This is a genomic window from Novipirellula artificiosorum (assembly GCF_007860135.1).
In the GTDB taxonomy this organism is placed as follows: Bacteria; Planctomycetota; Planctomycetia; order Pirellulales; family Pirellulaceae; genus Novipirellula_A; species Novipirellula_A artificiosorum.
Genome location: NZ_SJPV01000012.1, coordinates 35,886 through 54,758 on the forward strand (window position 1 = coordinate 35,886; position 18,873 = coordinate 54,758).

An 18,873-nucleotide genomic window follows, 5' to 3' on the forward strand; every position below is an offset into this window, starting at 1 on the left:
CGGCGTGAGCGCGCGTTGCCTTTTCCAAGCCGTAGTTCTAATCCAACAACAACCGAGATGCAATCATTTGCCAAGGGAGACGCCTAGCAGCGTGCGGACGACGAGTTGTGCAACGTGATACCCGCTGGAAGCGCATTCTAGCGATCCCACTGAAATCCCAACTGGAGATCACTTTGCATTACAATTCATTCCGCCGAATGCTATCAGGCAGTCGGCACGAGACAGGCCGTCACCCAGATGCTCTGGGAGCCATTGAAGCCGCATCGTCTTTGTTCCATTGACCGGAAAGGACCGTTCGCCATGCCTCGGCATCTTTTGCTGCTGATCATCAGTACCCTCTTTTTCTCCTCCTTCCTGTCTGTCGGCGTTGGCGACGCCTTCTCGGACGAGCCCAACTGGTGGATGACTCCGCATCGCATGCTTCAGACCAATCTGCGAGAAGTCGATGCGACCATGGATACCGATCTGTACGTTCGCGAGGTTCAAGATTTTGGAGCGAACGTCGTGTTGTTTAGCGTCGGCGGCATCGTTGCAAATTATCCGACCGCATTGCCGTATCATTGGCGAAACACCTACATGGAATCCGACCTCGTCGGAACGGTTCTGCCAAAGCTGCATGCCGCGAACATCAAAATGATCGGCCGATTCGATTTCAGCAAGATCAATGAACAGTTCGCTGCGAAGCATTCAGATTGGCTCTATGTCAACGAGCAGGGTCAGAACGTCAACTACAACGGCCAGGTGCACACTTGCTTGATGGGCGGCTACCAACAGGACTACATGTTCAAAATTCTTGACGAGGCCGTGATGAAATACCCGCTCGACGGCGTCTTTTTCAATATGATTGGCTTTCCGCAAACGGACTACAGCCGGGTCCATCATGGTGTCTGTCAATGCGAAAACTGCAAGAGCTCATTTAAGGCGTTCTGCGGGCTTGACCTGCCAAAGCACGATGGAGACGCCAAGGCTTTGACGAAGCTCAAGGCATGGCAGAGAGCTCAAATCGATGCCCAATTCCGCCGAGTTCGCGAGTTGGTGAAGTCGATCCGCCCGAACATCGCGATCTGTACCTATACCGAAGAGCACATCGACGTGATTCGCAAAGAATCGGGCCAGCCGATTGGCGAAGGGCATTGGGGCAACCTGGAACGTGCCCAATCGACCTTAATGAAGAATCCAACGCGTCAACTCGCAAACGCCTCGAACCATTTCCACCAGATGATCTTCCGGCACTCGGGCGTGGCGCCGTACTTGCACACGCGTCGGCTTTGGCAATTGATGATGAGCGGCGCCTGGCTCGACTTTTACTGCATGGGCCCGCTGCAACGTTTGGAAGATCGGGCGGGGCTTGGCCCGGCCGGCGATGTCTACCGGTTTCACGCGGCGAATGATCAATGGCTTCTCGATACGGAATCGGCCGCCGACGTGGGGCTTGTTTATCACGCGGGTGAGGACTTCGCAGGTTGGGTACAAATGTTGTCGGAATCGCACGTCCCCTTCGACTTGGTCTCCGTGACCGATTCGGAACTCAACCGCTATCAGACCCTTGTTGTCCCACAAAGCGATCGGCTTCACAAAGACGACGCACGGATACTCGACCCCTATGTCGCTCGTGGCGGCCGACTGTTGCTCAGCGGCAAAGTCCCAGAATCGCTAACTTGTACGGGATCGCCCAAATTGATCAAGACCTGGCCCGAACGTCACTCGATGTACCTGAAGATCCGCCCGGAAGATAAACAGTTGATCGCATTGGATGCCCTCAAAGATTACGATCTCTCGCATCTTCGCGGTGAATTTCACGAATATGCCCCTGTCCCGGACAGTCAGACGCTGTTGCGGCTTGTGCACGATGTGACGTACGGCCCGCCCGAAAAATGTTACATCCACAGCATCTCGGATATACCAGGCATGTGGTACCGAAAGCACGGACAAGGCGCGGCGCTCGTCCTGCCTTACGAAATTGGCCGCATGTACGCCGAATGGGGTAGTCAAACGCATGCACTCTTGGCTGTCGGCTCCATCGACCAGCTTTTGAAGACGCCGCGTCGTGCCAGCGTGGAGACGTCGCCGCTGGTCGAAGTGACTCACCGGCGAGATCGCGAAGGGCGATTCGAATGGGTTGGTCTCTTGAACCATACCGGGCAACTGGCCGCCTCCATCCACGCACCCGTGCCCATCCCTAACGTGACGGTTCACTTGAAGACGTCCGATCGCGTAAAGCAGATTCGCGGTTTGACCGACGGCTCTGCTCTGCAGCATCACCAAGAACCCAACGGACAAGAAACGATCACCCTTCCGCAGCTCAACGAGTTTGAGATCGTGCTAGTCGAGTACGCGGACTGAAATCAGGACATGATGCGGGCGGCCGCTGCGAGCATCGCATGCCCCAGGAACGCATGGTCATCGTCAACCGAAAAGGCGCCCTTCAAACGACGAAACGTCATGGGGTCCACGCCCTCGATCTTGATCGATCGATAAAAAACTTGAGAGTGATCGCCGTCAACGATTTGATCGCCGAGCTTCGCCTTGTTCTGTTCATGACCGTCGACGATCCTTCCGATTTCCGTTTTCTCAATCGCTTCCTTGTCGAAGGAACGATAGCCAAGGTAGAGTGCAATGAGGAACAGAACTGCTAAACAAACGAGCAAGACAAGACCGATCCGTGTATTCGGTTTGCGTATGGAAATCCGCCTTTTCTCGAGTTCAAAATCTTCAGACTTCCTCGACTGGTCATCTTTCGCTGCATGCTCATCACATTTTTTGCAGTCCAGTAAGTAGCCAATCATCGCACCCCGACCAACGGCGGTCGTCACCCACGTCCGATTCATCCAGGGTGGATCGTGGCGCACGTGTTGATTGTGACCACACGCAAGCCTGGCAACCCAGTGGGCGTCGTCGTCACGATGGTATCCCACAATCGGCTGCTGCATCATCTTGCCTTGTTAAAAAGTGCGTGAGTTATCTCGGTTGTAACGATACTCGCAGTGAGCGTGGGGCTGGGCAAGGCTGAGTCAGAGCTTGTCACGTCGCGGGCTGGCTTGTCGTGCCATTCTTGAACGACCCGAATTAACACAACTGGGGTTGCGTAAAACAGGACAGACAATAAAATCGCACTATTGAGACTGATTCTCAGTAGCGATTAGAAGCCTTGCCAAGTGGGATCGGGTGGGAAAACAACCTGCTTTTCCTGTTTTTCGACTCACCGAAACATCACGGGCCGACAGCGTGATCGCTTTTTCGAACAGCCCCCTAAGCTGGATACCAAAGAGATGCCCCTCCAGAGATTTAGAGTGAATCGTCCCGCGTTTACCCTCGTCGAATTGCTCGTCGTGATCGCCATCATCGGCGTCCTCGTCGGTTTGCTGCTGCCGGCGGTCCAAGCGGCACGCGAAGCGGCGCGGCGGATGAGTTGCTCCAACAATGTCAAACAAGTCATGCTGGCGATGCACACCTATCATGCCAGTTTCAATCAATTCCCGTCCGGTGGGCTGTACCACACGCAGCGACCCGACGTTTCTTGGTCTCTCCAAGCTCGTATTCTGCCTCATCTCGAACAATCGGGGTTGACCGATTTGATCGATTGGTCGCTGCCCTATGGGGCTCAGGGGGAAGTGGCCCGAGTCCGTGTTCCCACCTACCTCTGCCCAAGTGATCCAAAGGATCAACCACGCCCCGATCCCTCCCCCAGCGATCCAAACTTTGCTCACTATCCGTTGACCTATGCGGTCAATATGGGGGAATGGTTCCTCTACGACCCCGTCGGTAAGACAGCCGGAACGGGGCTGGTTTTTCCGAACAGTAAAACGGGATTCCGCGACGTGCTCGACGGCTCGAGCAACACACTTGCCTTCGCTGAGGTCAAAGCCTTCACTCCCTATCTGCGAGATGGACTGGCGCCCTCGGTGCTCGGGGTCGCGGCACCGCAGACCCCCGCGACCGTATTGACTTACGCTGGAAATTTCAAAACAAATTCGGGGCATACGGAATGGACCGATTCTCGCGTCCATCAAACCGGTTTCACAACGACTTTCGTACCAAACACCAAAGTCATCTACACCTTCGATGGAGCACCGTATGACGTTGACTTCAACTCCTCTCGTGAGGGCAAAACGATCACGGCGCCCACCTATGCCGCGGTCACTTCACGCAGCTATCATGTCGGGGGTGTTCAAGTGGGGATGGTGGATGGCTCGGTGCAGTTCCACAGCGAGTCAATCGACAGGACTCTTTGGCGCTCGTTAGGAACACGAGCGGGCCATGAAGTAACCGCTTCGAATCGCTCCTTGGCGGGAACCGAGTACCGATAGCGTCACTAGTGTCAATGCCCTTCGCCACCCTTCGGTGTCTGCGGCAGCGTTTTCGGATCACTGTGTTTCCAACCGATCGCGTGAAGCATCGGATCGATCTCAGGATTCGACATAAACAGTCGCCAGCATAGCCCCGACCGGTAGTTTTCAATCATACACACGATCGAAGTATTGGCGGACCGTCAACAACCCTTGAACCAAAAACGACGTCTCGACCAAATCACCTCCGTCGTCGGCATGGATCCCATTCTTGCGCGCAAACGGAATCGTCGCTCCGGTCCTGCCGTTGACCCAGTGAGCCCACGCGCCGTGGTAACGAGGCGTTTTGTCTTCCAAGAACCGAACCGTTTTCAGAATCCTCTCGGCAGATTGTGCTCGAGTGACGAAACCTCGCTCCGCGCCCACAACGATCGCCATCAACCCAAAACCTGACCCGCCGATCGTACAGGTGTCTCCGCTTGTGTTCCGTTCCCGCGCCAACCCACTGACGGGATGACCAAAATTCCAGAAGTACCGAAAGGTGGCTTCCTGCACCGATTCGAGCAACTCATCATCGCTCATCGGTCGTGTCCGAGCCGAAACGATCGGCGCCCTGACCATGGAATCTCCTGCCGGCACGACTCGATAGAATCGCTGCACAGGGTTCTGTCCCAAGAAGTCGCTATAGACATTCACGCGGTGGGGTGTCTCGTTGATCTTTTCAAACGCCCCGTCGGGTTTCTCCGACCGGTAGATGTCAAACAGGTTTCCTGGCAGTCCGTCGGATTCCCATTCGATGTCAATTCGACTGTCATGACCGGTGGCATTGACCCTGAGTGCTTGTGCGCAGGCCACATCCAACGCCAGAACAATCCAAATCCCTCCTACAAGTTTTTGTAACACTCTGACGTGATCGCTCCAGTTTGGCATCTCGTTGACTCCGCTAAAGCATTTTCTAAGTTATAAGCTAGGTTCTCACGCACAAGGAAAAGGCATCGCGGAGAACGCGAAGGAGCCACTATTTTTCGACCGGTAAGAACCGGTTCAGTACTGCGATCGCTTCGCTCAGCGTCATAATTCGTGCGTACCGATCCCGAAGCGTTGCCAGAGATGCGTTGTGAAGTTCCGGCGTCACCGTCGCACAGCAATCCTCGACAACGGTGACGAGGTACCCGAGGTCACAAGCATCCCGGACCGTGGTTTCGACACACTCGTTCGTGTACACGCCCACAATGAATAGCGATTCAATACCAAGGTTCTTCAACACGTAATGCAAATTGGTTGATGAGAAAACACCACTGGCCGTCTTGTTGATGATGATCTCATCACGTTCCGGAAGCGGAGCGACCCTTTCAATAAAATCCGCTTCGCGCGATCCAGGCGGCGCCAGCAATCCCAATCGTCGATGTCCTTTTCCACGATCTCGGCCATCGCGAGTTAAAGATTGGATCCGTGTGTGGATCACTTCCAAGTGATGGCTGCGGAATGAATCCTGCAACTGTCGCGTGTTGGGCAGCACCATCGATTCAAGACGATCAAAATAGTAGCGCTGTGCTTCAAGCGATACACCACTTCGCTCAGCATCACGAAAGACTCCGTGACCGGGGGCCGCGTCAAGGTACTGCATGTCAATGCAAAGTAATGCGGTGCTGCGGTGAACCAGAAAATCTCGGTGAGCCGGATTGTCGATGAAGGATTCGTGATACGCATCTCTGAGCGGATCAAGGTGTTCAGCTAATTCATCGTCGTGATCGTCTGTCATGTAACTGTTGTTTCCGGTGATCGTACTACAAGTCATCCGCTAAACCAATCAAAGTGTTGAGCATCACGTTTGCTCCCGCCCCAATGTCTGCCCATGCGGTCCATTCGGCTGGCGAATGGCTCTGCCCGTTTTTACTGGGGACAAAGACCATACCGACCGGCACCATCCTACCCATAATCTGTGCGTCATGGGCCGCGCCGCTGGGCATGGCAAGGAAATCGATCCCAAGCTTATTGGCTTGCTCCATCAGCTCATGAACCACAACCTCGCTACAACCGACCGGTGCAAGGTAGCTTTTCTGCTCAAACTCGAACATCAAATTGCGTCGTCGTGCGATGGCGGAAAGTGCCTTGCGAAACGCAGACGACAAGTCATCGAGAATCACCTCGGATGTGTCACGGACGTCCAAGGAGAACTCGACCAGCCCGGGGACCGTGTTGGCGGCACCGGGTAAGATCTGGGCTTTGCCAATCGTTGCTCGACTCCGCTGGCTACCATTTTCTTCAAGAATTCGCGGAACTTCATGAGCGAAATCGGCCAGCCCCATGAAAGCATCGTTGCGCATTTCCATTGGCGTCGTACCCGCATGATTCGCCTCGCCTCGAAGCCACACCGACCAGCTGAACAATCCTGTGATCTCGTCCACGATACCAAGCGATTTGTGCACCCGGTCCAACACCGGTCCTTGTTCGATATGCAATTCCAGATAACTGGCGATCGATTCCGGGTCACGAGCAGCATCGAGCGCAGCCATCGGGTCATAATCATGACGGCGCAGTTCGTCCTGCAGCAGCACCCCATCCAAATCTTTCATGGTTGCCAATCGCTCGGGATTGATGTGTCCGCACAACGATTGCGATCCAAACATGCCACCGAAACGACCTTCTTCATCGCTGAATGCAATCAGTTCGAGCGTCCGTTTTAGTTGCCGCCCTTCCTCTTTCAACCGACGCAAGCACTCCAATCCCACGACAACGCCAAGCGTTCCGTCGAGTGCTCCGGCGCAGGGGACGGTGTCAATGTGCGACCCCACCATCACGCGAGGCTGATCGGTCGATCCTTCGAGCACTCCCGACACGTTGACCGCACCATCAACCGCATGTTCCAAGTCCGCAGCGACAATGCGGTCGCTAAGCCAACGTTTGGCTTCGATATCGGCATCGGTAAACGCCATCCGATAGATGCCACGGTCTTCCTTGTTTCGCCCAATTTCTGCGAGCGTCAGAATGTCGGATTTGATTCGTTCCAGATTGACTTGCAGCATTGGATCAATCCACCGCCGGAAGCGGCAGCCCCTCGACATATTGGCCATGCAACATGTGCAGTTGCAACGTGTGGTTCATCACAATGTCGTTTCGCCGAGCAATCGTACCATCCGTCTCTTTCCAGGCGGCGTCAATGAACGCGTCAAGGACACCCCGGTCAAAGAAACCAACCGCATGCACCCGATCCTCCGTCAACCAGTGATCGATCATCTCTTGCACCGCACTTCGCTTCTCCGGATCGGTGTGAGCCGGTGGCGCCATAAAGGCAAACTTTTTTCTTTCATACAATTCACGCGGCAACACATTCACCATCGCTTCCCGCAGGACCCATTTTTCAATCCCATCACGAATCCGCACCTCGGGAGGGATCGTGACCGCATACTCAGCAACATGATGATCGAGAAACGCCGGTCGGGCTTCCATGCTGTTCGCCATGTCCATGCGGTCGCCTCCCCACGTCAAGATTTGACCTTCCAGCATGGTTTTGCTCCAAGTGTACTGTGAAATGTCCAACCGATGCCGCCCCCGAACTTGATCGGGATCGATGGCTGCGACGACTGCCGCAACGGGGTCGTATTCGTTGAGCAAATCTCGCATTTCGGCCGACAAAAGCGGACGGACGCGGTCGAGTGTCATCATCCACGGCTGGATCCATGACGGCGTGAATCCACACAGGTCTTGCCAGGCGGGGTGTTTCAAATCGTCTTCCGCCAGGATCGCACCCGCGAACAATCCACCTTCATCATCACGTCCGAGCCAATCGCGTTTGAAGAACGGATAGCCACCAAACAGCTCGTCGGATCCTTCCCCGGTGATGACTGCCTTGTAGTTGCACGCACGGACTCGCCGACTCATGTGCCACTTCGCGACCGCCAAGGTGTTGTAGAACGTTCGCTCAGCGTGCCACGTCGCGCGTTCAAAAGCGGGGCCATACAGTTCCTTCTCCGTTAAAAGCAGCAGCTCCTGTTCGGCGCCCGTTCGCTTGGCCATCAATTTGGCGATGTGTGACTCATCGTACTCCGCATTGTCGAACGCGATCGTAAACGCCTTGACAGGTGACTGTTGTAGCGTCGTGGCCAAACCGAGGATCGAACAGCTGTCGATCCCACCGGACAAATAGCACCCGACCGGCACATCCGCTTCAAGCCGCGTGGCGACCGCGTCGATCAACCGATCTTGGACTCCCTGCACGTATTCCGCTGGATCTGGATTCGGATCGTGCGACGTCGGAAAGCTGAAATCCCACCAACGTTGCGTTTCCACTTCGATCCGGCCATCTCGGAGACTCGCAATCAGCAGATGGTCGGGCTTGAGCGCGAGAACGCCCTCAAATGCGGTCGTTCCCGGGACCATCACCTGCATCATTTGATGGAGCGCCGCTTTGGGACACAATTTCGCTGGCACATCGGGATGCTTCAAAATCGATTTGACTTCGGATCCATAAACGATCCCATTGTCATTGACTGCATAGTACAGCGGTTTGACCCCAAAACGGTCTCGAATCAGAACCAGACGTTGCTTCACGTTGTCATACAAAACGATCGCAAATTCACCGCGTAGCTTCTCGACGAACGATAATCCGTCGCGCAGGTACATCGGCAAGGTGATCGCACTATCGCTTTTTCCGCTGCAGTCCAGCTTCTGGCAGGCCAACTGCGTGCGTTCCCTTTTGTAGCCGTACAATTCACCATTGACCGTGACGGCATAATCGCCATCGGAGGATGCGATTGGCTGGTGGCCGTGGTCAAGACCAACGATCGACAACCGCGTATGCCCAAGTGCAACGCCTTGATCAAGATAGAATCGGCTACCGCGATCATCTGGACCGCGGTGATCCAAAACATCCAGCATTCGATCGAGCGTGAATCGCAGTTCACGCTCGTTAGTCCGTGACGGATTCCAAAATCCGGTAATACCACACATGAGAAGTTTACAACGTAAGAAAGTGAACGGTGAAAGAAGATGCCAAGCGAGCCGAAAGGCTAGATTCCGGTGATTCGATCGAGACGATCCAGGACGGAGGCCAGCAAGGCTTGACGAACAAACACCGCGCCGGCGGCTTGCGCAAAGTAAAGATTATGGTCGGTTTCGTCCAAGTCTTCCGAGAGCTCATCGTTGCGGGCGAGCGGATGCATCACCACCGCGCCCGGTTTGAAATTGCTGTTTCGTTCTAACTTGTAGCGGCTATCGAGGTTGCGGTAGCTGTCGCCAAGGAATGCGATCGAGTTGACATAGACAACATCCAAATGCGGCAGCACTTGTTGGACGTCGTTCGTCACATCGATGGGAATCGGCGATTCTTCAATCGTTTCGGTCAAATCCAAACCCACCGGATCCGCCATCTCGGAAATCAGGGTGATCCGGCTGACCGATTGATTGAACAGCAAGGACAACCCCAAAAAACTCTTCACCGCTCGCATCGACCCCGGCGTGCCGATGATCCCCAAATGGACTTTACGGTCTTCGGGGCAGTTTTCCATCGACAACTCGGGACGCCACTTCAGTAACACATACCAATCGATCAACGCTTGCGTCGGATGGTGTCCCGATCCATTGCCCGCGTTGATGAGCGGTCGCTGTAAATTTCGGCTAATCTCTTCGACGCTGTCGGTATCGGGATGACGCATGATCACGACGTCACCGTAGGTGTTGAACATTTCGCCAATATCGGCGAGCGATTCACCCTTGGCGATTCCGGTCACTTGACCATCGGGCACCGACAACACTTTTCCGTCCAGCCGCTGCACCGCGCTTTCAAAGGACAACCGGGTCCGCGTACTCGCTTCGAAGAAAGCCGTCACCGCGATCTTCCCGTCTAAGGGCTTGTCGAGTTCAACGTTACGGCTTTCAAGCAATGCCGCCAATTGTGCGATCGCAACGACCGTTCGGCGGTCGAATTGGCGCGGATGGACAATGGATTGCCCCGCCAATTCCTCTAACGCTTCACGATCGATCTTTCCTTGGCTTGACTCCAACAAATCTTCGGCACGGACACGTTTGCCTTTCGAATTCATTGCAACAACCGCTGAGCGAAATGGCAGATTTTTCTTAAACATTTTCTTCCCGGGACTCTTCCTTGGGCGTGTTGATTACGCGGAATACGGTACTCACGAGGCAAATCACCAAATCTTTTTGTCCCGGAGATCCAAAATAAGAAACGCAACCAGAGCCGCCACACCAGCACTGCAAAGCACCAATGCACCAATCACGAGAAACTGTAATAGCCAAACGGGAAACATCATCAGTCAATTTCTCCTGTGACCCGACCGTCGGTGCCTGCCAACGTTCGAAAATCAAAGTCGTCGGGTGACAGATAGACACCCATCGCAAACACAACGGCGGATACGGCCGCACCCACCAAGGATGACACAAACCAGCCAATCGTAAAGTATGCGATCAACCCAAACAGGCTGCCGAGGACCATCGCAAGCATTGCGGCAATCGGACTGGCTCGTCGCCAATACAGTCCACCTACGATCGGCCAAATGCAACTGCCGACCATCGGACCAGCGAAAAACAGTACGGTTGCGAGCGTTCCTCGATTCGGTAGCGCGACCGCCCATGCCAAAAAACCGAGGACCACGATGCAAATGGCCGAAGTACGACGCTTTTCAATGTCGCTGGGCTCCCTTTGCAACAACGGTTCGATCATGTCGTTGACCATCAGATCCGAGGTCGCTGCTAGCAACGAATCGATACTCGATGCCAAGGAGCAAAACACGACGACGAAAACCAGTAACGCACCACCCCAACCGAGCAACGTTGCGGCAACCATCGGACCAACGGTATCCGGTTGGCTGACACCAATCCCAAGTGCTGGCGCCGCCAACCCGAGAAAACCTGCAACAATGGGAACCGGCAACCAGATGAGTCCGCCCAATGCATACGCTTTCGGACCAACCCCTTCTCGCATCGCAAACGCACGGCTCCACCATACATTACTATGGAAGATCTCGCCGAAGCCGAATAGCATGTTATTGAACAACGACATCAATGCGGCCGGAAAAAAAACGGACAACAACATCGGGCGATCCGCCGATAGCTTTTGATGAACGTCCGTGATGTCAATTCTTGTCAAGACGGCAATTGCCACCACCACCAACCCCACCAAGATGATGAGACTTTGGATAAAGTCCGTACCAATTACCGCGTACATACCGCCAAACAACGTATACAAGACGCACACGACCACCACCACCGACATCCCAACTGGATAGGGAATCCCCGACAAGATATTGAGCAGTTTGCCTCCCGCCATTGACATCGAAATCAGCCAAGTGATCGCATAGAACATCGAAATGATCAGAAAGGGGACCGTCCCAAGTGTTCCATACCGGCGACGCACAAACTCAACCGCCGTGTATCCCTTAGGCATCAATTGCCGAATCCGACCACTCATCGGTGCAAAGGCGAACAAACCAAAACTCGCGGTCGCATACGCCAATGCACCCCACAGCCCGAGTTGGAGTGCGAATTGCGGCGCTAGCATCGTGGTATTCGACGTGATCCACGTCGCAACCGCTGTCGCGGTTCCCAACGCAAGGCCTACATTCCTTCCAGCCACTGCGAATCCATCATACGATTTTGCGCGACGCCCCCACCAAATGCCAAGCGCAATCCACAGCACACTAAACAGGCTCAGCATGACGTATCCCGCGCGAGCACTCAGCACCGGCGCGGAAGCAACAAGCATATAGGTCGAAAAATCTCCGCTCATCAATGGGACTCCCGACCGGAAGAGGATGCTCCGAGGACGATCACACTGATGAGCGTCAAAAAGAGAAGCAGCCCCATCACAAACAGGGCGATCGCTTGCCAAAGTGGCCAGTGGTTGACCTGTACAACGGCATCGGTCGTGGATTCCAAAAGCAGAGTGCCCGATTCGTCGTAGGCCCGCACCTGATAGCGATAGGTTCCGTCAGCAAGCCCTGAAACAAACGCCTTCCGAAAGGCGCCCCGATAGGGGGTCACACCACCATGTTCCGTGACAATGTACTCAGACGCGCCCTCGACGGGGTTCCAAGCTAACGAGACGTAGCCTTCGCGTACGTCGTCGAATACTGTTTCTTCGAAGGCCAGAGTCGGATGAGGATTTGATGAAGCGGCGAATGCTAGGGACGGAGCTTGCGCCAAAACAGGTGTGGCCTGAATCAAAACAACTGAAAGCAAACCGACAAGGAAAGCAGGCGTCGATTGGCTGCAAAACGTTATGCCATAACGGCAAAAAATACCTGATTCTCCCGCAAAAAAACGTGTTCCGTACTCCTTCGCTGGACACCGCCACCCTGAGAACGGCAAGGCGATAGCCGCCACCAGTTAGGGCCATGAAATCCCGGCGGCTGACGTCTTGCCGCTCGGTCCGAGATGGACTCGGTAAACGACGGCAAATCGCCAACAACGTGGCACTGTCCAGGTTAGCATCTGAGAATAACACAATTCACAAAAATCCAAAACCCTTGGCATGGCCGCTTCATCGGATCCTCTCCTTGTATGCTTCACCGCACCACCGCTCATCGAAAGCGAGAGTGTTGGCAAGAGAACGGGAACAGAATATTTTCCGCAGATCTTCGACGTCAAGCTGCATCACGAAGCTCGTCGCAGGTTTCCTCTGACTGGTTGCCGATTTCAAGCCCAAGTGCTGCTGCGCCTGCGACAGACCGGATATGCAAATCACGTTGCGGGAATGCAATTTCCAGCTTCGCCTTGCGGAACGATTGGTCGATGGCCGTGTGAAGATCGTGAATCACCTGCAATCGATTTTCGAGGGAAGGCAAAAACGTTCGGAGAACCAGGTTCAGCGAGTTGTCGCCAAAGCCTTCGAACGTTGCCACCGAGGGGGGGTCTTTGAGCACGAGCGGGTGATCGTTCGCAACTTGGAGCAATAGCTGCCGAGCCTGTTCCGTATCCGAACCGTACGCCAATCCGACCTCCACAACGACACGATTGACCTTATCGGACAGCGTCCAGTTCAACAATCGTCCCGTAATGAACTCCTTGTTGGGAACAACATACTCCTTGCGATCAAAATTGGTGATCGACGTCGCTCGAATTCTAATCCGCGACACCACACCCGAGACATCATCGACCGTCACGATGTCTCCCACACGGATGGGTCGCTCAAGCAAAATGATCAATCCCGCTACGAAGTTGGCAAATATTTCCTGCAGCCCAAATGCCAAGCCAAACGTCAAGGCAGTAGCCAGCCATTGAATTTGAGACCACTGCAACCCAATCGTCGAGCAAGCCGCGATCGTCCCCACCAAAACAATGACGTAGCTGACCAATGTTGTGATCGCATATCGCACGGATGCATCAAAGGGAAGTTGCTGTAAGATTGACATCTCCAACAACCCCGGTCCGTTACGAAACAGGACAATCGTGACAAACACAATCAGCATCGCTAGCGCAAGATCCGACAGGGTCACCGAACGGGTTGGAGTCTCATCGCCATTGCCAACCGTGGTCGACAAGTTCGCTGTGTCCGTTCCGTTTGCAACCGCCACCGGCGCCATGGGAGGTTGAGCGACACCAGCGACCGCAGCGGCTTCGGCATTGCCCCAAAGCGGGTAATTGCCGATCATGCTAAGAGCCGGCAACACTTGAATCCAAATCATCCACAAACCAACGAGTGTGATCGCCGTCATCCCCGTGCTGACGAGGTTGCGGGATTGCAAGCTGTGGGCTGAAATGTCCGCCTGTTTGTTTTCGGTAACAATGCCGGCGACCGGTTGGGCCTCACCACCCGTTTCACTCGCGAACCTCGCCGCAGCGGCCCGTTCGCGAGCTTGCTCGATGCTCAGCTGCCGCCGTCGCAACAAGAGCATGCGATACAATATCGATCGCACCACCACCAACGAGGCGACAAACATGCAGGTCGCAAAACATCGCCAAACCAGAGTCTGAGCCGTGTAGAAATAGCCGGCGGCGGCAAGTGCGGCCAAGGACATTGGAAGTGAAACGCCAGCGAGCGGAACCACGTACTGTATTTTCTGGGTGAAGCCGGACGACCTCGCGGCAAAATAGTCACGCAGCAAACCGGACGGCCGTAGCAAACGAAAGAGGATAAAGCCAATCACACACATGCCAAGGATGAATGCAATGCGTTGGATGTCGCCCCGTTCATGGATACCGTCGCTGGACGCCAAGCTGGCGGTGACAAACACGATCGGAAGAACCAACACGGTACAGAGCCTGACGTCACGACGAATCGCTGCGGTCGTTTGCGTGGGCCAGCGAAAATGAGCCTCACCGATTCCTTTGTAACGACACACTTGGCGAATCAGATCGAGGGACAGCCAGAGAATGCCGACGACCCTCATAGCCTGTCCGATGGCGACCGTGAATAACGATTCTTCGGCGGCCAAACTCAACCGCCATCCAAGGAACACGCATGCAAGCGGCCATCCGAGTGAAACGATGCTGGTCAGCCACAGTCCACGAAACGTCGGAGCTATTGAACGGCAATTCGCCTTTTCTGCGGTTTCGCCTACGAGGACGATGGTTTTGCGAATCGACCGCCCCTGAAAAAGCAACAATCCAATCAAGGCGAAACACATTATGTAGAGAAACGCATGGCGTTTCGCATCTTGTACCAACCATGCGAACGCCTCGCTCCATTTGCTGGTGGATAGCAGCCACCCGTCCGACTCCTCGATATGCAAGCCCGCCGTCAGTGCCGGGCCGCTTCGAATCCACAACACTCGCTGGTCAATGTAGTTTGCGTATTCGGCTTCCAGTTTGTTGACCTGCCGGTCGATGGTGTCGAGTTCAATGAGCTTGTCGAAGAATTGCCCCGTGCTGCGGACAAGCTCATCCAAGTACTCGCGTTTCCGTTGCATCAGTTCACGTGCGGCCGACTCCAGCAATGCGATATTCTTCGACGGGGCCATCTGCGCATCGGCTAAAATCTTTTCGATGGTGCCATCAATCTCCGCCAATTCCTGTTGAGCATCTTCGTACTCAAAAAGTTGGTACTGAGTATCGCTAATCAGTATTTGACGCTCCGCAACGGCTGCGCGGCGATTGGCAGCATCGGGTAGGGTCGTCATCTGCTTTCGCAGCATGGCTCCCACCGAACTGGTTAAACCCACCGAATCGACCTTCTTTTTTGTTTGAGCGAACTGGCGAACGAGGCTCTCGTAGACTTCTGTCGAAGCGGTGAGTTTGGCGTCGGTTTCTGCGATCGCCGCGGCAATCGCTTTCGCGTTCTCAGCAAGCTCTTGATTCTGCTCGGCATAAACCCTCAGCGCTGGATCAGCCGAAATCGTCTCACGTCTCGCCGTACGCACCGCCAATTCGGCAGCCGCTTCACGGGCCGCATTGATTTGTTGCTGCAGTAGCGTGATCAACTTCTCGGTGTAGGCTGCGTTACCGCCCGCCACCTCCGCTCGCAACCGCACGAGATCGGCGGCTTCCTCTGCATCAAACTTAGCCAGCTCGCCTTCGAGCGCTCGTTTCTCTTTCTCAAGCGTTAATCGACGGGTCAACAGCCGTATCGCCAGCGATTGACTTTCCGTCGTCGATTCGGTGCTTGTCAATGCTTTGAGTTGCGTGGTCGTTTCCACGATCTTTTCTTGGATGACCACCATCCGCGCACGGATGTCTTTGCGACGAGGCGAACGTGACTGCAATTCTACCTCCGCATCTTGCCGAGCCGTCTTGAACCCCGACAGTTGCAGCTCCATCGCCGGAAGCAGTTGTTCCAACTCGGGTAAACTAAGCCCCGGGTCCAAGGAAGGCTTCTTATCCTTTAGCTCGTTACGTTGTTTCTTCAGCTGGTCGGTCTGCGCGGAAACGGATTCCGTCTCGGCGATCAACGTCTTCAGCCGAACGTCGCTGTCAGCAGCGGATTGTAAGTTTCGCATCGCTGCGCGGTAGTTCTCGGCGGCCTGCAATTTGATAGCAACTTTCAGGTCCGTGCTTTGATCAAGCTCGGTCAGCACCCGCTCGATCTGCTCGATCGTGATCGGACCACTGGAACTGGCTTCCATGGGCTTGGTTTCCGATAGCCCATCCGCGACGCACGTGGTGCCCACGAGCCCGATAAGAACCCATGCCATTGTGCCGATCAACAACTGCTTTTCCGTCCAAGTCTTCAATGTTGGCCTCCCGCCAAATTCTCTCGCCGCCCATTTCCAACCGACTTCGCGGCACCGATGCGATGCTACTCAAACGGCGCAGATTGCGGCAATGCGGTTCTGGTGCAATCGCCAAACATTGGCAAGTTCGCTAGCTAAACGCAATCGCACCGCAGATGGACGCCGGTTGCTCACCGCGTGCACCCTAGGATTCCAACGCCATGCCTCCTGCGCTATCGACAAACAGAACGCGGGGCAGATCGCCTGCGAGCTGCTCCATCCGCTGGTAAAGCTCTAACTCCTCACCCTCCTCTGGCGTTTGGAAGCCGAGCAACACGATCGCCGCTTTCGCCGATGTCTCCCTGATAATTTCTGACGCGGTTTGTTGCGAAACAATCACTTTTGGAACCACCGAAATACGTGATGCCGTGCGGAGTTCAAGCAGGTGTTTGAGAACCTCTTGCTGCGCTTCTTCATTTTCAACCACTCGAATCAGCCGAATCGCGTTGTCCCGCCAACCTTGGTTTTGGTGCAGCAAGTGCGCCAGCAGCAGCATCAGTGCACCATTTTCCATGCCTCGCCACCAAACATCGATCGTCCCTGGGGGGATCTCCCAGTGTGCATCTAAGTCGTTTGCGTCGTCTGCCTCGGCATCCTCTTGACGATGAGCCAAGAATCGCATGGCCAGAACGCTGCGGTTCATGCGAGCGATCAGGCGAATGTTCGCACCGAACGCATCTGCTCTGGAATCGTCTCGTGGCCAACCCATCAGTACCGAATTGGGTCGTAGACCGCCAATTCCATGACACTGGATCAACGCTTCGATTCCATCGGAAAGGAACTCGTTACAAGTTACGACCGGAAATGCTTGAAGTTCCTCCTTGGCGATAAAGTTGCGCAGCGTCTTTTCATAGCGTTCACGGCGCTCGGCATGATCCTCAATGTCTCCGGAAACAACTTGAGCGAGCGTAAGGATACCCTGGCCTGACGTCAGCCAGTGCCCATAGATCGGGATATGGGGACGTGTCCATCCCGTACCGCTTAGCGCCATGATCACAGGCCGCCAGTTCTTTGAGTGGTACGATTGTTCCTCCAGCCGCAGCAGTGCTTTGCGAGCACGCTCAAAAACAACGCCGCTCTGCAGATCCCCCCACCTTGATTCGATTTCTCGCGTGCGGATGTACCAATGGAGAAGGGCGATGAATCCGATGGAAACGGTTGCCCAGACCCAATTGATGAGGAACATGACACCGAGACAGCCCACGGTTCCCAACAGCGACGTGATCCAGTGACTGTAGCGAAACGTTGGCCGGTAGCTTGGATTCTTCGTCACCGCTTCATAGAAGGTCGCCAGATTCAGCAAACCGTACGTGATCATGAAGAACATGGTAATGATCGGCGCGATCGCGTTGAGGTCGCCCAGCACGATGCAAACTTGTGCGATTGCGAACGTCAGCACGGTCGCCCGACGCGGCTCGTTGGTCAATCCGCTGCCGGTCCCAAAGAAGCGAATCGATTTAAAGATCTCGTCACGAGCAAACGCCTGCAGGATTCGTGGTGCTCCCATCATGCTGCCGAGCGCCGACGACAATGTCGCCGCAAACACGCCTGCGGTGATGGCGATCGGCCACACCGCAATGTCACGTATCACCATGTTGTTTCGAATCAGTTCCTCCGAAGGCCGAGCACAACCGAGCAAGAAAGCTTGCGAGAGGTAGATGATCGCCGTAACCGCGATGGCCAGCAGCGTTCCTTTGGGAATCGATTTCGAAGGATTTGCGAGGTCTCCCGACATGTTCGCACCCGCCATGATTCCCGTAACGGCAGGGAAGAACAGCGCAAACATGGTAAACGAATTCTCGCCATCGACAAAATGGGACGAAAGATTTGCTGCGAAGTAGTCGGGATTGAAATCAGCGATCGCGCCGGCATAGAACGACGCTAAAGCCATAGCGAGAATCGCCAGAATCAGGTACTGGACTCGGATCGTCCAGCCCGCACCGATATAGACACAGACGAACGTAAGCAGATTCACAAGACTGGCGATCGCCACGAAGTGTGTCGCCAAACTTGGGAACGTTTCCGCGAACGCTTCGGTGAACCCAATGATGTACAAGGCCACCGAGATGGCTTGCGCTAGAAAAAACAAGACACCGATTGCACCGCCAAACTCGACCCCCAACGATCGGCTAATTAAGTAATACGCGCCGCCGCCCTTCACGCGCGTGTTCGTCGCGATTGCCGACAGCGATAGCGTCGTCAATGTCGTGATCGTTTTCGCCGCCAACACGATCAAGATTGCATTGAGAATGCCGGATTGGCCCACCACTTGGCCAAAACGCAAGAACATGATCACGCCAAGAATGGTCAGCGTGCAGGGCGTGAACACGCCACCAAACATGCCAAACTTGGTAGAGGAAACGGTTGCGTTCTTTGGGATGGAGGGAGTCAAATTCGATTTCACTTCGGCCGTCGCTTGGGGA

The 18,873-nt window shown here is 54.8% G+C and carries 13 protein-coding genes; 2 read left to right on the forward strand and 11 right to left on the reverse strand.

Features of this window, described 5'->3' with window-relative positions:
* Positions 1 to 300 precede the first annotated feature (300 nt).
* Positions 301 to 2,343: an alpha-amylase family protein gene (locus tag Poly41_RS25725; RefSeq protein WP_197231630.1), complete on the forward strand. Its 2,043-nt coding sequence runs from the start codon at positions 301 to 303 to the stop codon at positions 2,341 to 2,343.
* A gap of 2 nt (positions 2,344 to 2,345) precedes the next feature.
* On the opposite strand, the gene Poly41_RS25730 is transcribed toward Poly41_RS25725, so the two are convergent.
* Positions 2,346 to 2,933, reverse strand: a complete 588-nt coding sequence (locus Poly41_RS25730) for a DUF3565 domain-containing protein (protein WP_231615936.1) — start codon at positions 2,931 to 2,933, stop codon at positions 2,346 to 2,348.
* 336 nt (positions 2,934 to 3,269) lie between these two features.
* Between Poly41_RS25730 and Poly41_RS25735 the strand changes: the two genes are divergently transcribed.
* The gene (locus Poly41_RS25735; RefSeq protein ID WP_146530248.1) at positions 3,270 to 4,307 is read left to right on the forward strand and encodes a DUF1559 domain-containing protein; all 1,038 of its coding nucleotides are present in this window, start codon (positions 3,270 to 3,272) and stop codon (positions 4,305 to 4,307) included.
* An 11-nt stretch (positions 4,308 to 4,318) separates the two neighbouring features.
* Here the strand turns inward: Poly41_RS25735 and Poly41_RS25740 are convergent, their stop codons facing one another.
* From Poly41_RS25740 to Poly41_RS25785, 10 genes are all read right to left on the reverse strand, one after another.
* On the reverse strand, positions 4,319 to 4,462 hold the full coding sequence (locus Poly41_RS25740; protein ID WP_146530249.1) for a hypothetical protein: 144 nt from the start codon (positions 4,460 to 4,462) through the stop codon (positions 4,319 to 4,321).
* Positions 4,455 to 5,216 (reverse strand): hypothetical protein, encoded by a 762-nt coding sequence (locus tag Poly41_RS25745; RefSeq protein ID WP_231615937.1) that lies wholly within the window; start codon positions 5,214 to 5,216, stop codon positions 4,455 to 4,457. The genes Poly41_RS25740 and Poly41_RS25745 overlap by 8 nt, the downstream gene beginning before the upstream one ends.
* An 88-nt stretch (positions 5,217 to 5,304) precedes the next feature.
* Positions 5,305 to 6,048: a cysteine hydrolase family protein gene (locus Poly41_RS25750; protein WP_146530399.1), complete on the reverse strand. Its 744-nt coding sequence runs from the start codon at positions 6,046 to 6,048 to the stop codon at positions 5,305 to 5,307.
* 25 nt (positions 6,049 to 6,073) lie between these two features.
* Positions 6,074 to 7,312, reverse strand: coding sequence for a Zn-dependent hydrolase (locus Poly41_RS25755; RefSeq protein WP_231615938.1), 1,239 nt, complete (start codon positions 7,310 to 7,312; stop codon positions 6,074 to 6,076).
* 4 nt (positions 7,313 to 7,316) lie between these two features.
* Positions 7,317 to 9,236 carry an asparagine synthase (glutamine-hydrolyzing) gene (asnB, locus tag Poly41_RS25760; protein WP_146530251.1) on the reverse strand — a complete coding sequence of 640 codons (1,920 nt, stop codon included), beginning with the start codon at positions 9,234 to 9,236 and terminating at the stop codon, positions 7,317 to 7,319.
* Positions 9,237 to 9,295: 59 nt separating this feature from the next.
* Entirely contained in the window at positions 9,296 to 10,369 is a 1,074-nt protein-coding gene (locus Poly41_RS25765) for an aspartate/ornithine carbamoyltransferase family protein (RefSeq protein ID WP_146530252.1), read from the reverse strand.
* Positions 10,370 to 10,554: 185 nt separating this feature from the next.
* Positions 10,555 to 12,006 (reverse strand): sodium:solute symporter family protein, encoded by a 1,452-nt coding sequence (locus Poly41_RS25770; protein WP_390621490.1) that lies wholly within the window; start codon positions 12,004 to 12,006, stop codon positions 10,555 to 10,557.
* A 23-nt stretch (positions 12,007 to 12,029) separates the two neighbouring features.
* Complete coding sequence (locus Poly41_RS25775) at positions 12,030 to 12,446, reverse strand: hypothetical protein (protein WP_146530254.1); 417 nt, start codon at positions 12,444 to 12,446, stop codon at positions 12,030 to 12,032.
* A gap of 440 nt (positions 12,447 to 12,886) precedes the next feature.
* On the reverse strand, positions 12,887 to 16,411 hold the full coding sequence (locus tag Poly41_RS25780; protein ID WP_146530255.1) for a mechanosensitive ion channel domain-containing protein: 3,525 nt from the start codon (positions 16,409 to 16,411) through the stop codon (positions 12,887 to 12,889).
* A gap of 184 nt (positions 16,412 to 16,595) precedes the next feature.
* Positions 16,596 to 18,854, reverse strand: coding sequence for an APC family permease (locus tag Poly41_RS25785; RefSeq protein WP_231615939.1), 2,259 nt, complete (start codon positions 18,852 to 18,854; stop codon positions 16,596 to 16,598).
* Positions 18,855 to 18,873 lie beyond the last annotated feature (19 nt).